General features: G+C 41.0%; 21 protein-coding genes, 21 tRNA genes and 2 rRNA genes. 10 read left to right on the forward strand and 34 right to left on the reverse strand.

Annotation, left to right across the window (positions count from 1 at the left end; translation table 11 throughout):
• Nucleotides 1–6: 6 nt before the first annotated feature.
• Nucleotides 7–405: a phage holin family protein gene (locus IEO70_RS19630; protein ID WP_191000074.1), complete on the reverse strand. Its 399-nt coding sequence runs from the start codon at nt 403–405 to the stop codon at nt 7–9.
• A gap of 223 nt (nt 406–628) precedes the next feature.
• Between IEO70_RS19630 and IEO70_RS19635 the strand changes: the two genes are divergently transcribed.
• Nucleotides 629–898, forward strand: coding sequence for a DUF6154 family protein (locus IEO70_RS19635; RefSeq protein ID WP_407949813.1), 270 nt, complete (start codon nt 629–631; stop codon nt 896–898).
• Nucleotides 899–993: 95 nt separating this feature from the next.
• Here the strand turns inward: IEO70_RS19635 and IEO70_RS19640 are convergent, their stop codons facing one another.
• Complete coding sequence (locus IEO70_RS19640; protein ID WP_191000076.1) at nt 994–1,182, reverse strand: hypothetical protein; 189 nt, start codon at nt 1,180–1,182, stop codon at nt 994–996.
• A gap of 124 nt (nt 1,183–1,306) precedes the next feature.
• On the opposite strand from IEO70_RS19640, the gene ytzI reads away from it, so the two are divergent.
• Entirely contained in the window at nt 1,307–1,453 is a 147-nt protein-coding gene (ytzI, locus tag IEO70_RS19645) for a YtzI protein (protein ID WP_191000077.1), read from the forward strand.
• Between the two features lie 2 nt (nt 1,454–1,455).
• Here the strand turns inward: ytzI and IEO70_RS19650 are convergent, their stop codons facing one another.
• Nucleotides 1,456–2,409 (reverse strand): L-lactate dehydrogenase, encoded by a 954-nt coding sequence (locus IEO70_RS19650; protein ID WP_191000078.1) that lies wholly within the window; start codon nt 2,407–2,409, stop codon nt 1,456–1,458.
• 192 nt (nt 2,410–2,601) lie between these two features.
• On the opposite strand from IEO70_RS19650, the gene yidD reads away from it, so the two are divergent.
• The 5 genes from yidD to IEO70_RS19675 all read left to right on the forward strand — a co-directional run bounded on the left by yidD (nt 2,602) and on the right by IEO70_RS19675 (nt 6,320).
• Complete coding sequence (yidD, locus tag IEO70_RS19655) at nt 2,602–2,838, forward strand: membrane protein insertion efficiency factor YidD (protein ID WP_191000079.1); 237 nt, start codon at nt 2,602–2,604, stop codon at nt 2,836–2,838.
• 203 nt (nt 2,839–3,041) lie between these two features.
• On the forward strand, nt 3,042–4,043 hold the full coding sequence (locus IEO70_RS19660; RefSeq protein WP_191000080.1) for a metal ABC transporter solute-binding protein, Zn/Mn family: 1,002 nt from the start codon (nt 3,042–3,044) through the stop codon (nt 4,041–4,043).
• Between the two features lie 126 nt (nt 4,044–4,169).
• Nucleotides 4,170–5,864, forward strand: coding sequence for a M3 family oligoendopeptidase (locus IEO70_RS19665; RefSeq protein ID WP_191000081.1), 1,695 nt, complete (start codon nt 4,170–4,172; stop codon nt 5,862–5,864).
• Nucleotides 5,865–5,927: 63 nt separating this feature from the next.
• A complete protein-coding gene (locus IEO70_RS19670; protein WP_191000082.1) occupies nt 5,928–6,092 on the forward strand; it encodes a DUF1540 domain-containing protein in 165 nt (54 codons plus the stop codon).
• 39 nt (nt 6,093–6,131) lie between these two features.
• Nucleotides 6,132–6,320: a hypothetical protein gene (locus IEO70_RS19675; RefSeq protein ID WP_235973671.1), complete on the forward strand. Its 189-nt coding sequence runs from the start codon at nt 6,132–6,134 to the stop codon at nt 6,318–6,320.
• An 860-nt stretch (nt 6,321–7,180) separates the two neighbouring features.
• On the opposite strand, the gene IEO70_RS19680 is transcribed toward IEO70_RS19675, so the two are convergent.
• The 7 genes from IEO70_RS19680 to IEO70_RS19710 form a co-directional block, all read right to left on the reverse strand.
• Complete coding sequence (locus tag IEO70_RS19680) at nt 7,181–7,324, reverse strand: hypothetical protein (RefSeq protein ID WP_191000083.1); 144 nt, start codon at nt 7,322–7,324, stop codon at nt 7,181–7,183.
• Nucleotides 7,325–7,436: 112 nt separating this feature from the next.
• On the reverse strand, nt 7,437–8,561 hold the full coding sequence (gene menC / locus IEO70_RS19685; RefSeq protein WP_191000084.1) for an o-succinylbenzoate synthase: 1,125 nt from the start codon (nt 8,559–8,561) through the stop codon (nt 7,437–7,439).
• Nucleotides 8,562–8,573: 12 nt separating this feature from the next.
• Nucleotides 8,574–10,037, reverse strand: coding sequence for an o-succinylbenzoate--CoA ligase (locus IEO70_RS19690; RefSeq protein ID WP_191000085.1), 1,464 nt, complete (start codon nt 10,035–10,037; stop codon nt 8,574–8,576).
• A 93-nt stretch (nt 10,038–10,130) separates the two neighbouring features.
• A complete protein-coding gene (gene menB, locus IEO70_RS19695; RefSeq protein ID WP_191000086.1) occupies nt 10,131–10,949 on the reverse strand; it encodes a 1,4-dihydroxy-2-naphthoyl-CoA synthase in 819 nt (272 codons plus the stop codon).
• Nucleotides 10,939–11,769, reverse strand: a complete 831-nt coding sequence (menH, locus tag IEO70_RS19700; RefSeq protein WP_191000087.1) for a 2-succinyl-6-hydroxy-2,4-cyclohexadiene-1-carboxylate synthase — start codon at nt 11,767–11,769, stop codon at nt 10,939–10,941. The genes menB and menH overlap by 11 nt, the downstream gene beginning before the upstream one ends.
• Nucleotides 11,759–13,519 carry a 2-succinyl-5-enolpyruvyl-6-hydroxy-3-cyclohexene-1-carboxylic-acid synthase gene (menD, locus tag IEO70_RS19705; RefSeq protein ID WP_191000088.1) on the reverse strand — a complete coding sequence of 587 codons (1,761 nt, stop codon included), beginning with the start codon at nt 13,517–13,519 and terminating at the stop codon, nt 11,759–11,761. The genes menH and menD overlap by 11 nt, the downstream gene beginning before the upstream one ends.
• A gap of 2 nt (nt 13,520–13,521) precedes the next feature.
• Nucleotides 13,522–14,925 (reverse strand): isochorismate synthase, encoded by a 1,404-nt coding sequence (locus IEO70_RS19710; protein WP_191000089.1) that lies wholly within the window; start codon nt 14,923–14,925, stop codon nt 13,522–13,524.
• A 302-nt stretch (nt 14,926–15,227) separates the two neighbouring features.
• Between IEO70_RS19710 and IEO70_RS19715 the strand changes: the two genes are divergently transcribed.
• Nucleotides 15,228–16,154: a 1,4-dihydroxy-2-naphthoate polyprenyltransferase gene (locus tag IEO70_RS19715; protein ID WP_191000090.1), complete on the forward strand. Its 927-nt coding sequence runs from the start codon at nt 15,228–15,230 to the stop codon at nt 16,152–16,154.
• Nucleotides 16,155–16,297: 143 nt separating this feature from the next.
• Nucleotides 16,298–17,038, forward strand: a complete 741-nt coding sequence (locus IEO70_RS19720) for a TraR/DksA C4-type zinc finger protein (RefSeq protein ID WP_191000091.1) — start codon at nt 16,298–16,300, stop codon at nt 17,036–17,038.
• A 304-nt stretch (nt 17,039–17,342) separates the two neighbouring features.
• Here IEO70_RS19720 and IEO70_RS19725 read toward each other — a convergent pair whose 3' ends face one another.
• On the reverse strand, nt 17,343–17,513 hold the full coding sequence (locus IEO70_RS19725) for a hypothetical protein (protein ID WP_191000092.1): 171 nt from the start codon (nt 17,511–17,513) through the stop codon (nt 17,343–17,345).
• Nucleotides 17,514–17,706: 193 nt separating this feature from the next.
• On the opposite strand from IEO70_RS19725, the gene IEO70_RS19730 reads away from it, so the two are divergent.
• The gene (locus tag IEO70_RS19730) at nt 17,707–18,876 is read left to right on the forward strand and encodes an MFS transporter (protein ID WP_191000093.1); all 1,170 of its coding nucleotides are present in this window, start codon (nt 17,707–17,709) and stop codon (nt 18,874–18,876) included.
• Between the two features lie 65 nt (nt 18,877–18,941).
• Here the strand turns inward: IEO70_RS19730 and IEO70_RS19735 are convergent.
• From IEO70_RS19735 to IEO70_RS19845, 23 genes are all read right to left on the reverse strand, one after another.
• Nucleotides 18,942–19,013 (reverse strand) — tRNA-Glu (locus tag IEO70_RS19735).
• Nucleotides 19,014–19,018: 5 nt separating this feature from the next.
• Nucleotides 19,019–19,109, reverse strand: a tRNA-Ser gene (locus IEO70_RS19740).
• Nucleotides 19,110–19,120: 11 nt separating this feature from the next.
• Nucleotides 19,121–19,195: transfer RNA gene (locus IEO70_RS19745), tRNA-Asn, on the reverse strand.
• A gap of 9 nt (nt 19,196–19,204) precedes the next feature.
• Nucleotides 19,205–19,281: transfer RNA gene (locus IEO70_RS19750), tRNA-Ile, on the reverse strand.
• A gap of 4 nt (nt 19,282–19,285) precedes the next feature.
• A tRNA-Gly gene (locus IEO70_RS19755) sits at nt 19,286–19,359 on the reverse strand.
• 7 nt (nt 19,360–19,366) lie between these two features.
• Nucleotides 19,367–19,442: transfer RNA gene (locus tag IEO70_RS19760), tRNA-His, on the reverse strand.
• A gap of 20 nt (nt 19,443–19,462) precedes the next feature.
• A tRNA-Phe gene (locus IEO70_RS19765) sits at nt 19,463–19,538 on the reverse strand.
• A gap of 167 nt (nt 19,539–19,705) precedes the next feature.
• A tRNA-Asp gene (locus IEO70_RS19770) sits at nt 19,706–19,781 on the reverse strand.
• Nucleotides 19,782–19,789: 8 nt separating this feature from the next.
• Nucleotides 19,790–19,863, reverse strand: a tRNA-Met gene (locus IEO70_RS19775).
• Nucleotides 19,864–19,900: 37 nt separating this feature from the next.
• Nucleotides 19,901–19,993 (reverse strand) — tRNA-Ser (locus IEO70_RS19780).
• A 15-nt stretch (nt 19,994–20,008) separates the two neighbouring features.
• Nucleotides 20,009–20,085, reverse strand: a tRNA-Ile gene (locus IEO70_RS19785).
• A gap of 7 nt (nt 20,086–20,092) precedes the next feature.
• Nucleotides 20,093–20,169: transfer RNA gene (locus IEO70_RS19790), tRNA-Met, on the reverse strand.
• A 27-nt stretch (nt 20,170–20,196) separates the two neighbouring features.
• Nucleotides 20,197–20,272, reverse strand: a tRNA-Ala gene (locus IEO70_RS19795).
• Nucleotides 20,273–20,280: 8 nt separating this feature from the next.
• Nucleotides 20,281–20,357, reverse strand: a tRNA-Pro gene (locus IEO70_RS19800).
• A 23-nt stretch (nt 20,358–20,380) separates the two neighbouring features.
• Nucleotides 20,381–20,457, reverse strand: a tRNA-Arg gene (locus IEO70_RS19805).
• Nucleotides 20,458–20,474: 17 nt separating this feature from the next.
• Nucleotides 20,475–20,563: transfer RNA gene (locus IEO70_RS19810), tRNA-Leu, on the reverse strand.
• Between the two features lie 10 nt (nt 20,564–20,573).
• Nucleotides 20,574–20,648, reverse strand: a tRNA-Gly gene (locus IEO70_RS19815).
• Nucleotides 20,649–20,664: 16 nt separating this feature from the next.
• Nucleotides 20,665–20,749, reverse strand: a tRNA-Leu gene (locus IEO70_RS19820).
• Nucleotides 20,750–20,761: 12 nt separating this feature from the next.
• Nucleotides 20,762–20,837: transfer RNA gene (locus IEO70_RS19825), tRNA-Lys, on the reverse strand.
• Between the two features lie 14 nt (nt 20,838–20,851).
• Nucleotides 20,852–20,927, reverse strand: a tRNA-Thr gene (locus IEO70_RS19830).
• 6 nt (nt 20,928–20,933) lie between these two features.
• Nucleotides 20,934–21,009 (reverse strand) — tRNA-Val (locus tag IEO70_RS19835).
• Between the two features lie 7 nt (nt 21,010–21,016).
• Nucleotides 21,017–21,132, reverse strand: a 5S ribosomal RNA gene (gene rrf / locus IEO70_RS19840).
• 169 nt (nt 21,133–21,301) lie between these two features.
• Nucleotides 21,302–21,390, reverse strand: a 23S ribosomal RNA gene (locus IEO70_RS19845); the annotation flags it as partial.

Below are 21,390 nucleotides of genomic sequence, written 5' to 3' on the forward strand. Positions count from 1 at the left end.
AAACACTTACTTTTTGAATTCTTTCATGAACTCTTCCAGCTTTGCCGGCAAAGGCAAACCCATTTGAACAGCATAATTTAAAATTATCATCATTTCATATCCTATATAAAAAATGATAGTAGCATGCCTCATTGTTTCTCCTGTCTGAAGGATGCCATCCAATATAAAACTGATGACAATGACCCCGCCGACTAGAATATTTTTGTATACCTCTTTTAAAACTTTGATCCATTGGAGCTGTTTCGCTATTTTCTCGGAAAAAAGATAGCTTATAAAGTCTATTCCCAATAAAACAGCTAATGCTAAGAGCAGCCATTGCGTGTAATTTGCGCTATTTTGACTAACATTAATAATGCTGCCGCTTAAAAATGCAAAAATCGGTAAGATAAGACCTAGCTTCTTCATTTTAACACCTCTTTCATAAATATATGAAATAACAGGTTGCTAACTATTAAACAGAGAGTTCCGGGAATTTGATTATTATTGAAGAAATGAGGGTATTTCATTATAGTGGCACTTTGTATGACGGGGAGAAAACAAATTTGCTATAAGCAATATTTGTCCTTACCTATTATATGATTTCTATTAATATCTGCATGTTCTTCTTCACTACTTTACATAAAATGGGGTGTTTAATTTGAAATTAATTGATGATTTATTCGAGCATTACCGATCCAAGCTTACCGGTGACGATGAAGATATCGATATTCTTGTTCTCGCTGTATTGGAGCAGCTGAGCAAAGAAGAAATTTTGGAATATGTAACAGAAATGGATGAACTGGAATTACGAAGCTTTATGGGCGTATACATTACCGAAACTTTAAAAGAAAAGTTTGCTCTAACGAATCCGGCAAGCACTAAAGATCCATCTTCTCATGATTTTCGCAATATTCATTGAGGAGGAGCAGCCCTTAAAATATTGTTACAGAAAAAAGAGACATAAGAGTTTGGATTTCACACCATCTCTTACTGTCTCTTTTCACTTGATATATCTTATGTCTTTAAATCAATAATATTGCCAGCATAAGGATGCGGTGCCGCTTGCGGCTGAGCTGCCTGCATATCATTTTGCATAACGACTGCTTGAGCAGCACTTGTCGAGAGCTGACTCTGCAAACACTCAAACTGACCGTCTGTTGCAGACTCGCTAATTGAATCCTCATCATTTGCGCTAAGTTCCATAAGCCCCGCCCCCCCCCCTTCTAAAAAATCAATTCCTATATAATATCGTAACTTTCTTTACATTCTTTAGAATCGCCACATGGTACAATATGGATATAAAATTAATAAAAGGAGTGGTGCCAATATGACTGTTGTATTAATCATCTCAATCATCATCATTTTTGCTGTCATCATTTTAGCTGCTGTTACAACTACGAAAGCATATCAATTCAAGCATACAGTCGATCCGATTGATAATAAAACAGAAGAGCGCAATCAAAACCAGCAGTGAATTTAAGCATAAATCTTCGTCATATACTCTTTTAACACGTCGTTCGATTGAGCAAATTTGACCTTTTCGTCCGGTGCTAAGTTCAACTCTACAATTTCTTTAATACCTTCACGTGTAATAATCGCCGGAACGCCTATACAAATATCGGTCATTCCATATTCCCCATCAAGCACAGCGGAAACAGCGATAACTTTATAATCATCATTAAAGATTGAACGGGTAATATAAGCTAATGCATTTCCAATCGCATAATATGTCGTTCCCTTACGAGCCAATATTTCGAAACCGGCCTTTTGAACCTGTACCGGAATTTCATTTAAATTAATATCACTGAACCGTTCTTTATGCTCATCGATAATCTGCAAAAATGGCTTCGTTCCAATTGTCACATGCGACCAAGCTACAAATGAAGAATCTCCATGTTCTCCCAGAACAAATCCATGAATGCTGCGCGGGTCCACATCTATGTGTTGCGACAAGATTTGCTTTAGACGCGATGAATCTATTGATGTGCCTGTTCCGATTACTTGATTGCGCGGCAGACCGGATTCCTTCCAAACTAAGTATGTAATAATGTCTACCGGATTGGATGCAACGAGGAAAATGCCGTTAAATCCGCTTGCCATCACCCCTTGGACAACTGTTTTGGCGATAGAGGCGCTTACCTCCAGGGTATCCAAACGAGTTTGCCCTGGTTTTGGAGGCCCCCCCGCTGTAATGATGACAATATCCATATTTCCGCAATCTTCATAGGAACCGACACTTACCTTCGTACGAGCAGTAGTTGTAAAATCGACACAATGCTGAAGATCCATCGCTTCACCAACCGCTCTTTCCCGATTGATATCAATCAACATAATTTCATCGCAAATATTTTGATTAACCAATGAATAGGCCGTACTTGAACCGACCAATCCAGTACCTACAATGGCAACCTTTCTTGTTGAAACTTTCATAAACCAGCTCTCCTATCTTATGAAATTAAGAAATATGATTACTTTCATCATATAATTTATAAAGTAATTTTTCAGCTAGTTTCGCTAAATTCTTTTCTATATCACATCAAAACAGTTCATTATAATAAATGATACAAACGGTGTATAATGTACAAAGAAATATTCATTTTATGATATGTGAGGAAACGGACAATGAAAAAGATTTTAATGCTTCTTATTACCTTTTATCGCAAATGCATCTCACCGTTGAAACCTCCGACATGCCGATTTTATCCGACATGCTCTGCTTATGGTTTAGAAGCCATTCAGCGATTCGGAGCTTTAAAAGGAAGCTATCTTACGATAAAAAGAATTTTAAAATGCCATCCATTCCATCCAGGCGGAATTGACATGGTACCGGAAAAACATCCGAACAAAAAGACTAAATGACATTGCAAATAAACTTTTTATTCAAAATCGAAAATAAACTGTTGATTTTATTTTTTTTATGCCGTAATATACAGAATGTAAATCGTAATGGTTACGTTTTTTGGTGAGGTCAGCTTAAAAAAGCGTATAATCATTTGCTTTTTCAAATACTAATAATGTTGAATGATATAAATCGTAATAACTACGATTAATTGGAGGTAATTATGAATAAAAAGCTATTATTGTCTTTCTTGCTTATTTTCGCCGCTTTCTTGACAGCTTGCGGAAATTCAGACACAACGAAGGATCATGCCAATTCAGATGATGCATTAACTATTTATACTACAGTCTATCCATTACAATTCCTTGCTGAAGAAATTGGTGGTGAATATGCAAATGTTGAAACCGTATATCCGCCAGGTTCTAACGAGCATACATACGAGCCTTCACAAAAGGATATTGTTTCTATGGCTGAATCTGATCTGTTCCTATACATCGGATACAATTTAGAAGGGTTCGTTAACAACGCTAAATCTATCCTTGAAGATGAAGATGTTCCTGTCATTGCAGTAGGTGAACTAGCAACAGAAGATCATGAGCATGCAGTAGAAGAGGATGCTAATCACGATCACGCTACAGAGGAAGATACTGATCATGACCACGACTCTGAGGAAGCATCTACTGATGAACACCATGCCCACGGAGATGTCGATCCCCATGTTTGGCTTGATCCGGAAATTATGATTCACATGGCAGAAGCGGTTAAAGATGAGCTTGCTACACTAAAGCCGGAACAAGAAGAATATTTCGAGAAAAACTATGAAGAAATAAAAACAAAGCTTGGAGCATTAGATCAAGAATTCGCTGATACTATTGAAAACAGCCCGAAAAAGAAAATCATCGTTTCTCACTCTGCATATGGTTACTGGGAAGAAAGATACGGACTTGAGCAGATTTCTGTGACAGGATTAACGAATTCAAGTGAGCCATCACAAAAAGAGCTGCAAAACATTATGAAGATTGCAGAAGAAAACGATATTCATTACGTTATTTTCGAACAAAATATCGATTCTAAGCTTACTACCATCATTCAAGAAGAGATTGGCGCAGAATCCCTTACGTTGCACAACCTGTCTGTCTTGACCGATAAAGATATTGCTGAAGGCAGAGATTACTTCAGCATCATGGAAGACAATTTAAAAACATTAAAAACAGCACTTAAATAAGAAAAACGTAAAAGGCCAGTCCAAAGGATGCATTTATTCATCGGATTGGCCTTTTTATATCGCTGTTCATCGTTCCATTATTTGTTATACAATGATTTTATAGAAAATTAAAAAGGAAGTGTTCAAATGACCTTTTCATCTTATACATATAAACGTCCACGACTAGAAGAAGTAAAAGCAGGTTTTACAAAAGCGATTGAAAAATTCATTAAAGCTCCAAACGCAACACAGCAAATTGAAGCCATTGATGCAGTTAATAAACTAAGAAATACAATTCAAACAATGTTTGACCTTTGTTACATTCGCCACTCTATTGATACGAATGATACATTTTACAAAGAGGAAAATGATTTTATGGATGATTTTTCTCCTCTAGTCGAAGAGTTCATAAGCGACTTTTATAAACAATTGATTGAGTCTCCGTTTCGTCAACAATTAGAGGAACACTACGGCCGCCAGCTCTTTCATTTGGCAGAAGCACAATTGAAAACTTTTTCACCGGAAATTATCCCGCTTCTGCAAAAAGAAAATAAATTATCCAGTGAGTATTCCCGATTAATTGCTTCTGCAAAAATTGATTTTCAGGGCGAAGAACGAACACTTGCACAACTAAAACCATTTATGGAGAACCGTGACCGAAACATCCGAAAACAAGCAGGCGAAGCTTATTTCGGATTTTTAGCTGATAATGAAGACCGCTTGGACAGTATCTATGATCAGCTTGTGAAAGTGCGCCATGAAATAGCAGTGACATTAGGATATAAAAACTTTGTTGAGCTTGGCTATTACCGTATGAACCGTACAGACTATAATGCGGATATGGTTGCCGGTTTCCGCAAACAAATAGAAGAATCTGTTGTTCCACTTGTTAACGAGCTTAAACAGCGACAAGCGGAACGCATCGACGTTGATGATTTAAAATATTACGACGAAAGCTTTGAATATCAGACTGGAAATGCTATTCCAAAAGGAGATCCTGCTTGGATTGTCGAAAACGGAAAGAAAATGTACTCAGAGCTTTCAACGGAAACAAAAGAGTTTTTTGATTTTATGCTAAATGAGCAACTGATGGATCTAGTCGCGAAGAAAGGTAAAGAAAGCGGAGGCTATTGCACTTATTTGCCGGACTATAAGGCGCCATTTATCTTTTCAAACTTTAATGGTACTTCAGGGGATATCGATGTGCTGACACATGAAGCCGGCCATGCTTTCCAAGTATACCGAAGCCGTAATCTGTCTATTCCTGAATATTACTGGCCTACCTACGAGGCAGCCGAAATCCATTCAATGAGCATGGAATTCATAACTTGGCCTTGGATGGAACTCTTCTTTAAAGAGGATACTGATAAATATAAGTTTTCCCATTTATGTTCCGCTTTAAATTTCTTACCTTATGGTGTTACTGTCGATGAATATCAGCATTTTGTTTACGAGAATCCTGAGGCATCTCCCGCTGAGCGAAAGCAAGCTTGGCGCTTAATCGAACAAAAGTATTTGCCGCACCGTAACTATGACGGAAATACCTTCTTAGAGAATGGCGGCTATTGGCAAACTCAAGGACATATTTATAATTCACCTTTTTATTATATCGATTACGTATTGGCACAAATTTGCGCATTCCAGTTCTGGAAACGCTCAATCGAAAATGACCCTTCCGTATGGAATGATTACTTGCAGCTTTGTGACCTTGGCGGAAGCAAATCCTTCCTTGGATTGGTAGAGTCTGCTCACTTGCAGTCACCTTTTAAAGAAGGCACGGTCAAAGATGTCCTTACAACCATCAGTGATTGGCTGAATGGCATTGACGACAAAGTGCTTTAAACATTTTCCAAACATACTAGGTGCGGCAAAAGTGAAAGCTATCTGTATAAGGAGGGTGCTTTCATGGCTAAAGACGTAAAATGTAGCGCTAACAGCTGTTTTTTCTGGAAACACGGCAACCGTTGTTCCGCAAAAAATATTATGATTGACGTTTATTCTGAGGGTCGGGCGAGAACGAGCGGCGAAACAGGATGCCAAACCTTTCGTCCCAAAGATTCCTTATACTGATTTTACAACCGCAACTTCAGAATAAAGGGGAGATTACTGATGAATCAAGACCGATTGCTCCGAGACTTTCAAGAGGAGCTTGCTGAAACCAATACTGTAACCTTTCCAATTGTTGTAGATTCATTTACGAACTACTGGAACTACGAATTTGGTTCATTGCATAACTTACCAGCCGATATCGACCGAATCATCGCCAATCAAGCCACACAACTAGGTTTGATGGAATAGGAACAAAAGCGCAAGCGTCCTCTAAAAAGCACCGTATGAACTGGAGGCCGCCGACCGAGATATAGGAAACACGAAGAACGACAGTGTTTCGATGTGTCTAGTTGCATCGGCCAGCCCCTCGGGGCATAAGCCATCTCTCCTCCGGAAATCAAACCCGGATTTCCTCCTGAGAGCTGTCTTATGCTGGGCGGGGCTATGCGGGCCGATTCCACATTTCAGCGTTGACTTATCGAAGGGAGGTTGCCGAAGGGCAATAGGTGCTGGGCGCTGGAGCTGGACGTCGATACATTTGTTTTAACTTATACACAATGTGAAATTTTCTAATTCACTAAAGAATTAGAAAAACCGTCACTGGTCCTTTTTCATTAAGTATATGCTACATGGAATTGCCTCAATGAAAAAGGAGCCATGCGGGAACCGAAAAGCGGAAGCGGACCGCAAGTAAGGTACAGCGACTAAGGACGCTACGTCCTGTAGCAACATCGCTGTGACTCTCGTCCTGAGAGCCTCCGACATGCATAAGACGAATCACGTAGGAAATTGTAAAATTTCTGGATTGATTTGGCTTATGACCTCGAGGGGGTGGCCGCTGCAGCTAGACAAAGACTAAGAAGGAACAGCGACTAAGAACGCTACGTCCTGTAGCAACGTCGCTGTGACTCTCATCCTGAGAGCCCCGCACGAGAAACCCGGTTTTGGTTTCTTGGGTGGGATGGCTTAGGACCTAGCATGTCAGGTATAAGGTTAGACATATCGAAAAAACGTTTTAATTTCTGCTTAGTTTACCTTAACTTTCATAAAACTATAAAGAGTCGCAAAAGCAATCCATGATTGCGTTTGCGACTCCTTATAGTTATACATTAATGATGCATGTGATCCGTTTTTTCTTTCAAATACATTAAATCCTCTTCACCGAGATCGGTTATTACTCTAATTACATAGTCAGGCATGCTTCGTTCCAATAAAATTTCAGCTATTAAATAGGCTTTCTTTTCTTTTGTCATCGCAAGATCCCCTACCTATCCATTAATAGTATGTCGATCTAAACAGCTTACACCTATTATACATAATTATCCAGACAGACAATATACCTATCCGCCTATTTTTAACCCTATTTTAGAAAACGTTTTCTTTTCCCACCCCGTATTGTTCCATTAATTTCGTTCTTTTATTTAACACCTGAATATCAATATCAAATCCAATACCGGGTTTTTCAGGTAATATGATACTGCCGTTTTCAACAGCAATATCCGGTGTAACAATATCCTCATCCCAATATCGAGAAGAGGAGGAGATGTCTCCAGGAATTCGAAAACCATCTAGAGTTGCCAGCGCCATGTTATGGGCTTTGGATATACCAAATTCAATCATTCCACCACACCATAGCCGTACATTTTTCATATGGCAATAATCGTGAATTTGCAAAGCAGAAGACCATCCTCCGACTCTCCCCATTTTTACGCATATGATCTGTCCGCTCTTCATTTCACACGCATTAATTGCCATTTGAACAGAAGTGATACTCTCATCTAAGCATATAGGTGTCTCTAGTTCTTTCTGCAAGTAATGATGTTGTAGTAAATCATCATATGCTAATGGCTGTTCAATCATCATTAAGTTGTAAGTATCTAGTTGTTTTAATGTATTAAGTTGTCCCATCGTAAAGGATGAGTTGGCATCAATCATCAGTGGCAAATCAGGATATGCGATCCGGATTTTCTCCACAAAACTAACGGCCGTTTGCGGATTAACTTTAACTTTATAACGTTTATATCCTTGCTCCTTATACTCAGAGATTTGATCGATAGCGGCAGATGAGTCGTGAGAAGCAATCACAACACCTGTTTCCACTGTATTTCTACTTCCGCCAAACAGCTTATACAACGGTATATTTTTTTGTTTTGCATACAAATCCCAATAGGCGCATTCCAAACCCGACTTCGCCATATGGTGGCCTCGTACAGATGCAAATACTTTCTGCAGTTCATTCGGATGCGAAATGATCTGCCCTTTTAAAAGTGGAATTAAATAGTCCTTCAATATGTATAAACAGGTTTTAACCGTTTCTTCTGTATACCAAGGACTCGAAAAGGCAACGACCTCTCCCCAGCCGCTTGTACCATTTTGATCTTTCACTTCCAATATAATTGCTTCCCTTGTCTTCACAGTATTAAGCGCGGTTACAAAAGGCTCCTTCAGCGGCGCTTCTATATAGCGTAAAGTAATTGAATGAATATCCATAACCAGACACCTCTACTGTTCAATTAATTTCAACAATTGACGTCGCAACAGTTTATTAGACGCATTTCTTGGCAATTCAGACACGAAATGAAGCTGTTTCGGCACCTTATATCCAGCTAAATATTGACGGCAATGATTCAAAAGCTCATCTGGATCTGCTAAATCATTCACCACAACAAACGCTACCGGGACTTGTCCCCACTTCGCATCTTCAGCACCCGTAACGCCAGCTTCAAACACGGACGGATGTTTCAATAATGCCGCTTCAATTTCAGCAGGGTATATATTCTCACCGCCAGAAATAATTAAATCTGAACGCCGGTCAACCACATATAAGAAACCGTCCTCATCTAAGTAGCCGATATCACCTGTTTTCAGCCAACCATCGAGAAATGCTTTACTCGTTTCCTCCTGTCTATTCACATAGCCGACAGTTACATTCGGACCCTTCACCAAAATTTCACCAATCTCCCTTGTTCCGGCTTCACGGCCATCAACCATAATCTTCAATTGCGAAGGAAACAGTGCCTTTCCTGCCGAACCGAGCTTCTCAAGGCTATACTCAGGTGAGAGCGTCACAATTTGTGAAGACGTTTCTGTCATACCATACGTTTGAAAAACCGGTATCTTTTTATTCTTACAGCTTTCCAAAATACTTAATGGCGCAGGACCCCCACCAAGCAACAGACAACGTAATGAAGCTGGATAATTATTATCGCCAAGTTGCACCAACATCCGATTAAGCATCGATGTGACAACCGACATAATCGTCACTTCATAGCGGCGTATATCTTCATTGACAAGCTTTTCGTCGAACTGCTTATGTAAAATGACTGTCATACCATACACGATACTTCTCATTAAAATCGATAAGCCGCTAATATGGAATAAAGGCATCGTACAGAGCCAGCGATCATTTTCATGCAGTCCAAGATTCAGCATTGAACCGACCGCACTCCACCAATGATTCCCATACGTCTGCCTAACCGCTTTTGGATATCCGCTCGTTCCGGATGTATACATTATGGTCGCCGTTCTATGCAAATGAAACTCTTCAGCTTCTTCAAAAGAATCGCTTTCCTTTACTGACTCCATTTCTTCAATAAAAACCGGCGAAAATCTACTATCGACAATTCCCTTGAAATGCTCTTCCGTGATAAGCCAATCTAACTGGGAATCCTCAAACTGCCATAAAAGCTCCTGATTCGTCAATCTAGAGTTGAATAACACCAATTCAGCACCTAATTGCATAGAAGCGTGTATAGCTGTGACCATTTCAAACTTTGTATTCATCAACAAGCCTATTCTTTCATTGCTACGAACTCCAAGTTTATGCAGTTTTCGGCTAAGCTTCATCACTAGCTCGTACAATTCTTGAAATGAGTATTGCTTTTCTTCATAAATGATGGCAGTCCGTTGCGGAGAGAGCTGCGCACGTTTTTTTAGCCAATTCGGCATATTATTGTTTTGTTCCATTACTTTTCCCCACACCGCTTTCTATTTCTAAAATGCAAGAAGAAGCCTGACAATAATAGTTTGCCAAGCTTCTTTTTATTTATATTAGGCTGATCAAGGGAACCTTGGGAATTGACCAAAGTCAGGCTTACGTTTCTCTTTGAAAGAGTCGCGTCCTTCCTTCGCCTCATCAGTTGTGTAGTATAGCAGCGTTGCATCTCCGGCGAACTGTTGAATGCCTGCAAGACCATCTGTGTCTGCATTGAATGCCGCTTTTAGGAAGCGAAGAGCAGTCGGACTCTTCTCAAGCATTTCCTCGCACCATTTCACCGTTTCTTCTTCCAATTGCTCCAAAGGAACAACTGTATTGACTAGACCCATATCAAGTGCTTCTTGTGCATTGTATTGACGGCATAAATACCAAATTTCACGAGCTTTCTTATGGCCGACAATTCGTGCAAGATAGCCTGAACCATAACCGGCATCGAAGCTACCCACTTTTGGTCCTGTTTGACCGAATACAGCATTATCTGCAGCAATCGTCAAGTCACATACGATATGCAAGACGTGACCTCCGCCAATTGCATAACCTGCAACCATGGCTACTACCGGCTTCGGAGTCACACGGATTAAACGTTGTAAATCCAATACGTTCAGACGAGGAATTTGATCATCGCCAACATATCCGCCGTGACCACGAACTTTTTGATCTCCGCCGGAACAGAAAGCTTTACCACCTTCACCTGTTAAAATGATAACGCCTACATTAGAATCTTCGCGCGCGTAAGAAAATGCATCAATTAATTCCATAACCGTTTTTGGACGGAATGCATTATGTACGTGCGGACGGTTAATTGAAACCTTTGCAATACCATTATACGTTGAATAAATAATATCTTCATATTCACGTTCTTGTACCCAATTAATTGTCATACTCTCTCTCCTTCCTGTTCTCTATGAACCCACTTACTATTCTACCAAACATTTCTGAATCTTCCACGTGAATTGCATGACCAACCTCACAGATCGTTTGCCATTCACAATTTGGAATCATCTTACTCATTTTTTCTGCAATTTTACAAAACTTTTCATCATATTCGCCAGTTAAAAGTAAAACTGGAAACTGAAGGATAGTGAGCTCCTCCCATAACGATTGCTGCATCCCTGTTCCCATTCCGCGGAGACTATTGGCTAAACCGAGTTCCGAATTGCTTACTCTTTGTTCATAAATAGCCGCTTTTTTCTCTGTTGATAGTTTCTCTTGAGTCTTAAACAGCGGGATACTCTGCCAATACTCAACGAACGCTTTTATGCCCTCTTGCTCAATACGGTCAGCCAGCTGATTATCCTGCTTTTTGCGCAACATTCTTTCCTCCGGGAGCAGCAAACCCGGTGAGGCGCTCTCTAACAGCAAAGTTTTTGTACTTTCCGGATACAGGACGCTGAATTGCAATGCCAGCCTGCCACCCATCGAATAACCCAGCACGTTACAAGAAGCGATATTCAAATTCCCCAGCATTTTCTTTAAATCCGCAGCGACCTGTTTCAATTCATATCTTGAAAAGTCTTGCGGACTCTCGCTTTTGCCGTGCCCAATTAAATCAGGCACGATGCATAAATAATTTTCCTGCAACGTTTGGATAAGTTGACTCCAAGTTGATTGGTCTCCTGTAAATCCATGCAACAGCAAGAGCGGCTCACCTTTTCCGTATAATTCGACATAATAGGAGACTCCATTACAGTTAATTTCCATATTTTCCACCGTCAAACGACAGATTTATTTCCTGGGAAACATTTTGTTGCAATTCTCGGTGTAATTGGACATTTTTCTCACGATTTGTTGTCACTTCAATCACTTTAAGTCCTTCTTTTTCGAAAGAATCGGAAACAGCTTTATTAAAATGCTGCCAATCTCTCACTCTTGTAAACTCTCCGCCATACATTTTGACTGCATGTGAAAAATCCAAACCATGCGGTGTTCCAAATAAGTCTTCAAAATGATCTTTTTCGGACGCTTGTGGTAAAAATGAAAAAATGCCGCCTCCATCATTGTTTATTACGACAATTGTGATATTTCTGTCCATCATTTTTGCTGCCAATAAACCATTTAAATCATGAAAGAAGCTTAAATCTCCAATAACCAGCAACGTCGGCAAACCTGTGGCACTCACTCCAATTGCAGAAGAAACTACACCATCTATCCCATTTGCACCTCGATTACAGTGAATTTTCCTATTACTATTATGAGTATGGAAAAATGTATCACAATCGCGTATAGGCATTGAATTGCTAACAAAAATTTGACAATTATCCGGCGTCACGTCCTGCAATTCAAGGAATACTTTTCCCTCATTTAGATCAGCTTCTTCCCTAAGTGAAGATAGTATTTGCTTTGCCTGACTATTAAGCGCTTTCCAATCTCTATCCCATGTATTGCTCTCTCTTGCGGAAACTAGCTCTGTAAGCTGCTCACAAAGCCACGCTTCTTCACTATATATAAAGGAAACCGATAAGCCAGCCGGCTCTCTCCAGCCCGAGCCGCTATCAACTACAATATGTATGGCCTCCTTGCAGGCTTTTAAAAACAGCATTAACGGTTTCGATACAGGCATCGCTCCAAAACGAATAACAATGTCCGGTTTATACTGTGTTTTTACTGTTTCCACTTTCAGTAAACTATCGTAGCAGTCGATAATGCCATCCGAGTCTGAGCTTGTTCTGACTTGTGACAGCGGATCCGCCAATATTGGATATTTAAGCTGTTTTCCTAACTGAATGACTTCTTTAGCAAAAGTTGCATCATGCATCTCTCCGCAAATAATAAGACCTTTTTGATACTTTTCGAGCTTGCTTGCTAAGCCCGCTAAAGTTGCTTCACTAGCCTGTATGCTGCCTATATCGCACAGTTGCCTTTGTCCTTCTTGATTAAAACTGCCGGCATGAAAATAATCCTCTTTCATATCCGGAATAAGAGGTTCTCTAATCGGCATATTTAAATGTACAGGTCCCGCCGGCTTTTTCTTCGCCTCAATGACGGCTCTGCGGCTTATATTGCGCACATATGCGAGACTGCTATCCTCTCCCGCAGGCACAGACATTTCACTGAACCACTTAACATGGTCACCATACAAATGTATTTGATTGATTGTCTGCGGAGCTCCGACATCCCGCAGTTCATGTGGTCGGTCAGCTGTAATCACAATGAGCGGCACCCTTGAAAGTTTCGCTTCTACAATAGCCGGATAATAATTTGCAGCAGCGGTTCCGGATGTGCATATCATTGCAACCGGATTTTGTGTCGCCTTCGCTAACCCTAAAGAATAAAACGCAGCAGAACGCTCATCAATATTCATATGTGTCTCTATGGAAGGATGGCTTGCCAGCAACATGCTGACAGGCGTCGATCTCGACCCGGGACTAATGACTGCATGCTTTACCCCCATTCTTGAAAGCTCATCTATAAATGCTGCAATAAATGCTGTAAGAGCCTCTTGATGATTCATATTTATACGCCTCCTAATGCATTTAACATCGGTTTGAACTTAATCCACGTTTCTTGATACTCTTCTTCAGGCTTAGAATCTTCTACAATGCCGCAGCCTGCAAAAAGAGACGCTTCATTCCCCTTTATTAATGCGGAACGGAGTGCGACAGCGAATTCGCCATTTCCGTTTGAATCAATCCATCCCAATGGTCCGCCATATAAACCTCTTTCTAGCAACTCATTTTCCCTAATCCATCTGACGGCAGCAGCCTGCGGCAAGCCGCCGAGCGCAGGAGTCGGATGCAGCTTTTTCACCAAATCAAGAATCGTTGTATAGTTTTCACAAACCGCCCGAACTGGCGTATATAAATGCTGAATATGCTTTGTTTTCATTAAAATCGGACTACTTGGAACGATCACTTCCGTACATGTAGTCTCCATCGTTCTGCGAATCATATTCACCACAAATTGATGCTCCATTAAATTCTTCGGATCATGTAACAACTCTTGTCCTAACTGTTCGTCCTCACCTTCAGTCTTCCCTCTGGCAATTGAACCTGCTAAGCAAGTAGAAAGCACTTCATTACCTTCCTTTTTTACTAAACGTTCAGGTGTGGCTCCGATGAAACAAGCATTTCCGGACTCCAAGCTAAAAACGAAGCTGGAGCTTTGTTCCTTCAATAAACGTTCTAAAACAGCCTCTGCACAAATTGCGCTATTAAATGTCAGCTTCAGTTCTCTCGCAAGTACTATTTTATCGATACCCTCGCTCTTAATCGTTTGAACCGCTTTGCTGACGGTCTCTTTCCATTGTTCAGGCTCGACTTCTTCTTTAGAGACAAGCATATTACTAACGGCAACTTTCTGCCCTTTAATTGTCTGTATCAGCTGTTCACCTTGTTCATATGCTTCTATAAGGCGTTTTATATTTCCTCCAGGCAAACAAAGGATATTCGTTGTATAAAATGCCTGATCATTTATGAGAGTCATCATATATTGAGGGATATAGAAAAAATTATCACCAAAATGATCCCATAGTAAGGATTGACTCTTTCCACAATCAAAGGAGAATCCTCCAAAAAGGATTGGACCAGTAGCTGGAATATGTTTGTTTTCAGATTGTACTATGCTATTTTTGATTACTTCATTCCAGTCAAAAGATATACTCTTATATCTATCTTCTGATGGTTCTGTTTGGATTGTTTCAACTTTCCCTAATCCTACAATGGAAGAATGTGTATCAGGTTCCTGCCAAAAGAGGCGCTCTCCTAAATAGCGTTCTCTTCCAATCTCATAAAATGATAGGGGACTTAAAGCTTGCATTTGCACTACTTTACTGAAAAGTACTGCAGTATTTGTATCATTCGCTTTTTTTACTGCTTCCTGCAAACCTTCAAGGAGCTCTGTGTCAACTACGATAGCCATATGAATCCCCCCTTCTTTCTATATATCTGCTAAAGCCTTCTTAAAGATACACTTGTTTCAAGAATAATGTCAATTGACTAACTAATCTAATTACAAAATTAACCATACACAGTAATTTTAATACTATGTCTTATGTTCTATTATATTTTAAATTAAAAATAACCTCTACCATTTAAGGTTACCAGAAGAGTTTTTAAGGGAAAATACTTAATTTTACACCAAATAAACCATATTTCAACTATTTTTTATATTTTGCATTTATAATAATAAAGTAATTATTTATATTAAGGAGAGACAAATCCATGCAGATGCACGCTAATTCAGAGTCCGCACCGAATAAGCCGAGCTGGAAAGTCTGGTGGGAATTAACCCGACCTCACACTTTAACAGCTTCATTTGTGCCCGTCTTAATCGGTACGGCTCTTGCACTTCATTACGGGACAATACATATCCCTTTATTCCTGTCTATGCTTTTAGCTTGTTTGCTGATTCAAGCAGCAACCAATATGTTTAACGAGTATTATGATTTTAAACGAGGTATTGATACTGAGCATTCTGTCGGAATCGGCGGAGCAATCGTCCGGGAAGGTGTCGCGCCCAAAACAGTTTTGACTATTGCATTTTGCCTATACGGTTTGGCAATGATTCTGGGTCTTTATATTTGCAATGAAACTTCCTGGTGGCTTTGCCTTATTGGGTTGATCGGAATGGCTGTCGGCTATTTATACACAGGAGGTCCATATCCAATCTCTGCAACGCCGTTTGGTGAAATCTTCTCTGGATTTTTCATGGGAATGCTTTTTATTTTGATCTCCTTCTTTATTCAAACCGGCGATGTAACAATTCTATCCATATTTATCTCATTGCCGATTACGTTATTGGTAGGAGCCATTCTTTTATCGAATAGTATTCGCGATATCGACGAAGATACAGTAGGAGGCAGAAAGACATTAGCAATTGTTGTCGGCAAAAAAAATGCTATCTTGATTTTGGCGGCAATGTTCATTATTGCGTATGCAATCGTAGCCATCCTAGTTATTTTACAATTAGAATCCCCTTGGTTATTACTTGTTTTCCTGAGTATCGCTTTGCCGATCAAATCCATTAAAATTTTCTCTGCAGGACAAACACCGAAAGAAATGGCCCCGGCAATGGGCGCAACGGCAAAAACAAATACTTTCTTCGGTTTTTTACTGGCCTTGGGACTCTTAATCAGTTATTTCATATAAGTTCTTTCAAAGCTGCTCACTTATTAGGTGAACAGCTTTTTTTAGCATGAATTTTTTGCTCCTGTTTATACTATGTAAGACGACTCGTAAAATCTTTACCATCCGGAAATACATACTTTCTTAAAGGAGGTTTCTTTACATATATGCTTTCTTCACAACAAATCGCATCCTTGAAAGAGCAATTGGAACAAATGAAAGAGGAACTTAAAGGGACGTTAGATCAAACAGCATGGGATGAAAATGAAAGAGGTTTAAAGGATTCTGTTACCGAGCTATCTTCTTATGATAATCATCCGGCCGACCTTGGAACGGAACTATTCGAGAGAGAAAAGGATCACGCCATTGAAGACCATACAGCTAATGAATTGGAAAAAGTTTATCAAGCTCTTCATGCCATGGCATCCGGCACTTACGGAAACTGTGTTGTTTGCGGTGCTGAAATTCCATATGAGCGCTTAGAAGTCATTCCTTATTCTGTTTATTGTATTGAACATACACCTGATCGGACAATCGCGACAGATCGTCCGGTTGAAGAACAACTATTGGAGCCTGCTTCAAGAGATTCTTTCGACAGGAATCGCACTGATTATATTAACGACGGATTAGATACGTTTCAGGAAGTCGCCCGTTATGGTACATCAGAAACTCCTGCAGACTTTACCGGATACTTTGAGGAGTATGGAAATTTATATGAGGATCGTGATGATCACGAGGGCTTTACTGAGGCAATAGAATCGTTTATTGCCAGCGACATAACCGGTGAAGAAATCATCATCACTCCTTCGAAAACTCATGAACAATATGAAGAAATGCTAGACGATGCTGACACCGAATCAATTATCGGCAACATTCCGTTGCATAAGACAGATGGATATGAAGAATAAGAAAAAACGGCACCGGTCCTTTTTTATCAGTGATATGCAACTTGGATTCACCTTGATGAAAAAGGAGCCATGTTGCAGGACAAAGACAGTCGCACCTTGAAACCCGTTTTTGGTTTCACAGAGTTATGGCAAGTAATGAACATCGGCTAAAAACGACACGTCCGCGTGTCTTCTCCGATATGACCTCCATCCTGTAAGCCTCCGTGCATGCCAGGTGTAAGGTTAGATTAATTCAAAAATTTGTATGCATATTAAATAAAGATACGCTCTTCAAATAGTTGAATTGAAGCGTATCTTTACTTATTTATCTTGTTATTAAATAATAAATAACATATAGCCAGCTAAATAAACCATGAATGATTGCCCAAAAGACAGATTGATGCAGACTCCAGGATATAGTAATAGCTAAAGCTGCTCCGAATGAAACACCGTTCTTTACCACCTTTGTTGAAACCGAACCTTTCTCCTTACTCAAGGTAGCCACCCCCTTTAAAAAATTTATATGATGGCACCAGCACAAACTCTCCATTATTTATTCTCTGTTTTATACACATTAATTAAGTCTTCTTAAATGACAGTCAATACCATATACGATATAATTCAGATTAGTCAAAACTGACTAACTTTACGCGGAACATATTACATTACTGAATGTGAGTTGATTCATAATGGATTCAAAGAAAGTACTTCCTGTTCTATTTTTAGTCATGTTCTTAGTAATGGTTGGATTCGGTATCATTATTCCAGTTCTTCCGTTCTTAGCTGAGGAAATAGGAGCATCTCCGACAGAACTTGGGTTTTTAATGGCCATCTATTCAATCATGCAACTGATATTCGCTCCGATGTGGGGACGTATATCAGATCGGGTAGGCAGAAAACCTGTGATGATTATCGGGATAGCCGGTTTAGCTATTTCATTTTTCGTCACGGCAAGTGCAGAAACATTATGGGGATTATTCATCGCCAGAATAATTGGTGGCGTTCTTTCTTCAGCCAATATGCCCACTGCAATGGCCTACGTTGCTGATATCACAACAGAAGAAGATCGCGGGAAAGGTATGGGCATAATAGGAGCAGCTACCGGTCTCGGGTTTATTTTTGGTCCGGCAATAGGAGGCATCTTTTCTAAATCTAGTTTATCCTTGCCATTTTTAGTTGCCGGTATTTCTTCTGCAATTACATGTTTATTAGTAATCTTGATTTTGAAGGAATCTCTCCCTGCAGAAAAACGGGTGGACCATCAAACAGAAAAGAAAACGGACAACGCTCTTAAAGGACCTGCATCAATCATGTTTATACTGCAGTTAATTGTAACTCTTTCTCTCGCCGGTCTAGAAACAACATTTGCTTACTTCGCAGCCAAAAGAGCAGGTGTTGATGCTGTCCAATTAGGCTATATTTTTATGATTATGGGGCTAGGCAGCGCCTTTGTACAAGGCGGTTTAGTCGGTAAAATGACCAAGAAATACGGAGAGGGCGCAGTAATCCGAGTTGGAATTATCGTATCTGCGATTGGATTTGTATTAATTCTGTTGTCTTCAAACTTCTGGACATCAGCTGTATTCTTAACTATATTCGGAATGGGTAACGGAGTAATCAGACCGGCGATATCCGCACTATTAACTAAAAATCAAAGCAGCGGATATGGAAATACAACCGGGCTACTTTCTTCCTTTGACTCATTCGGCAGAATTGTCGGACCGCCACTTGGCGGATGGTTATTCTCTGTTTCAATTAATTTGCCTTTCATCTCTGGTGCTATTTTATCCATCCTGGCTCTATTTCTTTATCAAATCTACCATTCAAAAGCAAAAACAAAAAGACTTTCGATTGATTGATCGAGAGTCTTTCTTTAATAGAACATAAAAAAAGATGCAGATATAATCTGCATCTTTTCATCGTATGACCCGTACGGGATTCGAACCCGTGTTACCGCCGTGAAAGGGCGGTGTCTTAACCGCTTGACCAACGGGCCAGTTCTGGCGGAGAAGGAGGGATTTGAACCCTCGCGCCGGTTACCCGACCTACACCCTTAGCAGGGGCGCCTCTTCAGCCTCTTGAGTACTTCCCCGGACAAAAATATGGCTCCGCAGGTAGGATTCGAACCTACGACCGCTCGGTTAACAGCCGAGTGCTCTACCACTGAGCTACTGCGGAACATTATTATGGTGGGCCTAAATGGACTCGAACCATCGACCTCACGCTTATCAGGCGTGCGCTCTAACCAGCTGAGCTATAGGCCCATAATGGAGCGGGTGATGAGAATCGAACTCACGACATCAGCTTGGAAGGCTGAGGTTTTACCATTAAACTACACCCGCGTATATATGGGGCGACTGAAGGGAATCGAACCCTCGAATGTCGGAACCACAATCCGATGCGTTAACCACTTCGCCACAATCGCCGTTATCTTTTGATTTCATATGGTGGCTCAGGACGGAATCGAACCGCCGACACAAGGATTTTCAGTCCTTTGCTCTACCGACTGAGCTACTGAGCCATATTCATATATTCAACCGCTTATACGATTCTGCTTTATCCTTCGTCCAGATTTCAGAAGGATTATTCATGTTGACTCTCAATCTGTACGCTTGATGAGTTTTCTTAGAAGATTACTCATTCGTGCTCTACCGACTAAGCTACTGAGCCATATTTTGCAATAAAAAGTGGCGGTCCCGACGGGAATCGAACCCGCGATCTCCTGCGTGACAGGCAGGCATGTTAACCGCTACACCACGGGACCACTTATTATTGCGGGGACAGGATTTGAACCTGCGACCTTCGGGTTATGAGCCCGACGAGCTACCAGACTGCTCCACCCCGCGACGATATAAATTACATATTTTTGCTGAAGAAAAATTATGGAGGAGGTAGAGGGATTCGAACCCCCGCGGGCTTTTACACCCCTGTCGGTTTTCAAGACCGATCCCTTCAGCCGGACTTGGGTATACCTCCAAATGATTATAGAAATGGTGGACCTTGTAGGACTCGAACCTACGACCGGACGGTTATGAGCCGTCTGCTCTAACCAACTGAGCTAAAGGTCCAATAATTTGGTAGCGGCGGAGGGAGTCGAACCCACGACCTCACGGGTATGAACCGTACGCTCTAGCCAGCTGAGCTACGCCGCCAAATTATATTATTATATCAAAACTTTATGGTGGAGCCTAGCGGGATCGAACCGCTGACCTCCTGCGTGCAAGGCAGGCGCTCTCCCAGCTGAGCTAAGGCCCCATAAAGAATGGTCGGGAAGACAGGATTCGAACCTGCGACCCCTTGGTCCCAAACCAAGTGCTCTACCAAGCTGAGCTACTCCCCGTTCTTTTCTTATTAGAATTGTAATGGCGCGCCCGAAAGGAGTCGAACCCATAACCTTCTGATCCGTAGTCAGACGCTCTATCCAATTGAGCTACGGGCGCATTTTTTAAAATATCAATGGTGCCGAGGACCGGAATCGAACCGGTACGGTAGTCACCTACCGCAGGATTTTAAGTCCTGTGCGTCTGCCAGTTCCGCCACCCCGGCATTGATATATTGGAGCGGAAGACGGGATTCGAACCCGCGACCCCAACCTTGGCAAGGTTGTATTCTACCACTGAACTACTTCCGCAAATATTTAATTAAAGTGGTGCGGGTGAAGGGAGTCGAACCCCCACGCCTTGCGGCGCCAGATCCTAAGTCTGGTGCGTCTGCCAATTCCGCCACACCCGCATAATCTATAAATGGTGAGCCATGAAGGACTCGAACCTTCGACCCTCTGATTAAAAGTCAGATGCTCTACCAACTGAGCTAATGGCTCATTTATCTTAAAAATGGTGCCGGCGATAGGAGTCGAACCCACGACCTACTGATTACAAGTCAGTTGCTCTACCAACTGAGCTACACCGGCAATATATGGTGGAGGATGACGGGATCGAACCGCCGACCCCCTGCTTGTAAGGCAGGTGCTCTCCCAGCTGAGCTAATCCTCCATATGTAGCCTGGCAACGTCCTACTCTCGCAGGGGGAAACCCCCAACTACCATCGGCGCTGAAGAGCTTAACTTCCGTGTTCGGAATGGGAACGGGTGTGGCCTCTTCGCCATCATTACCAGACATTTTTCAAAGACAAGTACTATTATAATACTTTCTTCAAAAATTGCAAGAAGAAATTTTTATTCCTTCAAAACTAGATAACAGAAGGTAAGTAATTTGCATTAAAAACACGTTGTATTGTCCAGCTACGGCTCCTAACGAAACTGTACAGTCGCCTTCGCTTTTCTATTTGGTTAAGTCCTCGTTCGATTAGTATTGGTCAACTCCATGCGTCGCCGCACTTCCATCTCCAACCTATCAACCTGATCATCTTTCAGG

The organism is Peribacillus faecalis (genome assembly GCF_014712675.1).
Classification (GTDB): domain Bacteria; phylum Bacillota; class Bacilli; order Bacillales; family DSM-1321; genus Bacillus_AD; species Bacillus_AD faecalis.

Coding starts and splice junctions, on each gene's coding strand:
- IEO70_RS19630 (WP_191000074.1), bottom strand. CDS start 405: ATGAAGAAGCTAGGTCTTATCTTACCGATTTTTGCATTTTTAAGCGGC.
- IEO70_RS19640 (WP_191000076.1), bottom strand. CDS start 1,182: ATGGAACTTAGCGCAAATGATGAGGATTCAATTAGCGAGTCTGCAACA.
- ytzI (WP_191000077.1), top strand. CDS start 1,307: ATGACTGTTGTATTAATCATCTCAATCATCATCATTTTTGCTGTCATC.
- IEO70_RS19650 (WP_191000078.1), bottom strand. CDS start 2,409: ATGAAAGTTTCAACAAGAAAGGTTGCCATTGTAGGTACTGGATTGGTC.
- yidD (WP_191000079.1), top strand. CDS start 2,602: ATGAAAAAGATTTTAATGCTTCTTATTACCTTTTATCGCAAATGCATC.
- IEO70_RS19660 (WP_191000080.1), top strand. CDS start 3,042: ATGAATAAAAAGCTATTATTGTCTTTCTTGCTTATTTTCGCCGCTTTC.
- IEO70_RS19665 (WP_191000081.1), top strand. CDS start 4,170: ATGACCTTTTCATCTTATACATATAAACGTCCACGACTAGAAGAAGTA.
- IEO70_RS19670 (WP_191000082.1), top strand. CDS start 5,928: ATGGCTAAAGACGTAAAATGTAGCGCTAACAGCTGTTTTTTCTGGAAA.
- IEO70_RS19675 (WP_235973671.1), top strand. CDS start 6,132: ATGAATCAAGACCGATTGCTCCGAGACTTTCAAGAGGAGCTTGCTGAA.
- IEO70_RS19680 (WP_191000083.1), bottom strand. CDS start 7,324: ATGACAAAAGAAAAGAAAGCCTATTTAATAGCTGAAATTTTATTGGAA.
- menC (WP_191000084.1), bottom strand. CDS start 8,561: ATGGATATTCATTCAATTACTTTACGCTATATAGAAGCGCCGCTGAAG.
- IEO70_RS19690 (WP_191000085.1), bottom strand. CDS start 10,037: ATGGAACAAAACAATAATATGCCGAATTGGCTAAAAAAACGTGCGCAG.
- menB (WP_191000086.1), bottom strand. CDS start 10,949: ATGACAATTAATTGGGTACAAGAACGTGAATATGAAGATATTATTTAT.
- menH (WP_191000087.1), bottom strand. CDS start 11,769: ATGGAAATTAACTGTAATGGAGTCTCCTATTATGTCGAATTATACGGA.
- menD (WP_191000088.1), bottom strand. CDS start 13,519: ATGAATCATCAAGAGGCTCTTACAGCATTTATTGCAGCATTTATAGAT.
- IEO70_RS19710 (WP_191000089.1), bottom strand. CDS start 14,925: ATGGCTATCGTAGTTGACACAGAGCTCCTTGAAGGTTTGCAGGAAGCA.
- IEO70_RS19715 (WP_191000090.1), top strand. CDS start 15,228: ATGCAGATGCACGCTAATTCAGAGTCCGCACCGAATAAGCCGAGCTGG.
- IEO70_RS19720 (WP_191000091.1), top strand. CDS start 16,298: ATGCTTTCTTCACAACAAATCGCATCCTTGAAAGAGCAATTGGAACAA.
- IEO70_RS19730 (WP_191000093.1), top strand. CDS start 17,707: ATGGATTCAAAGAAAGTACTTCCTGTTCTATTTTTAGTCATGTTCTTA.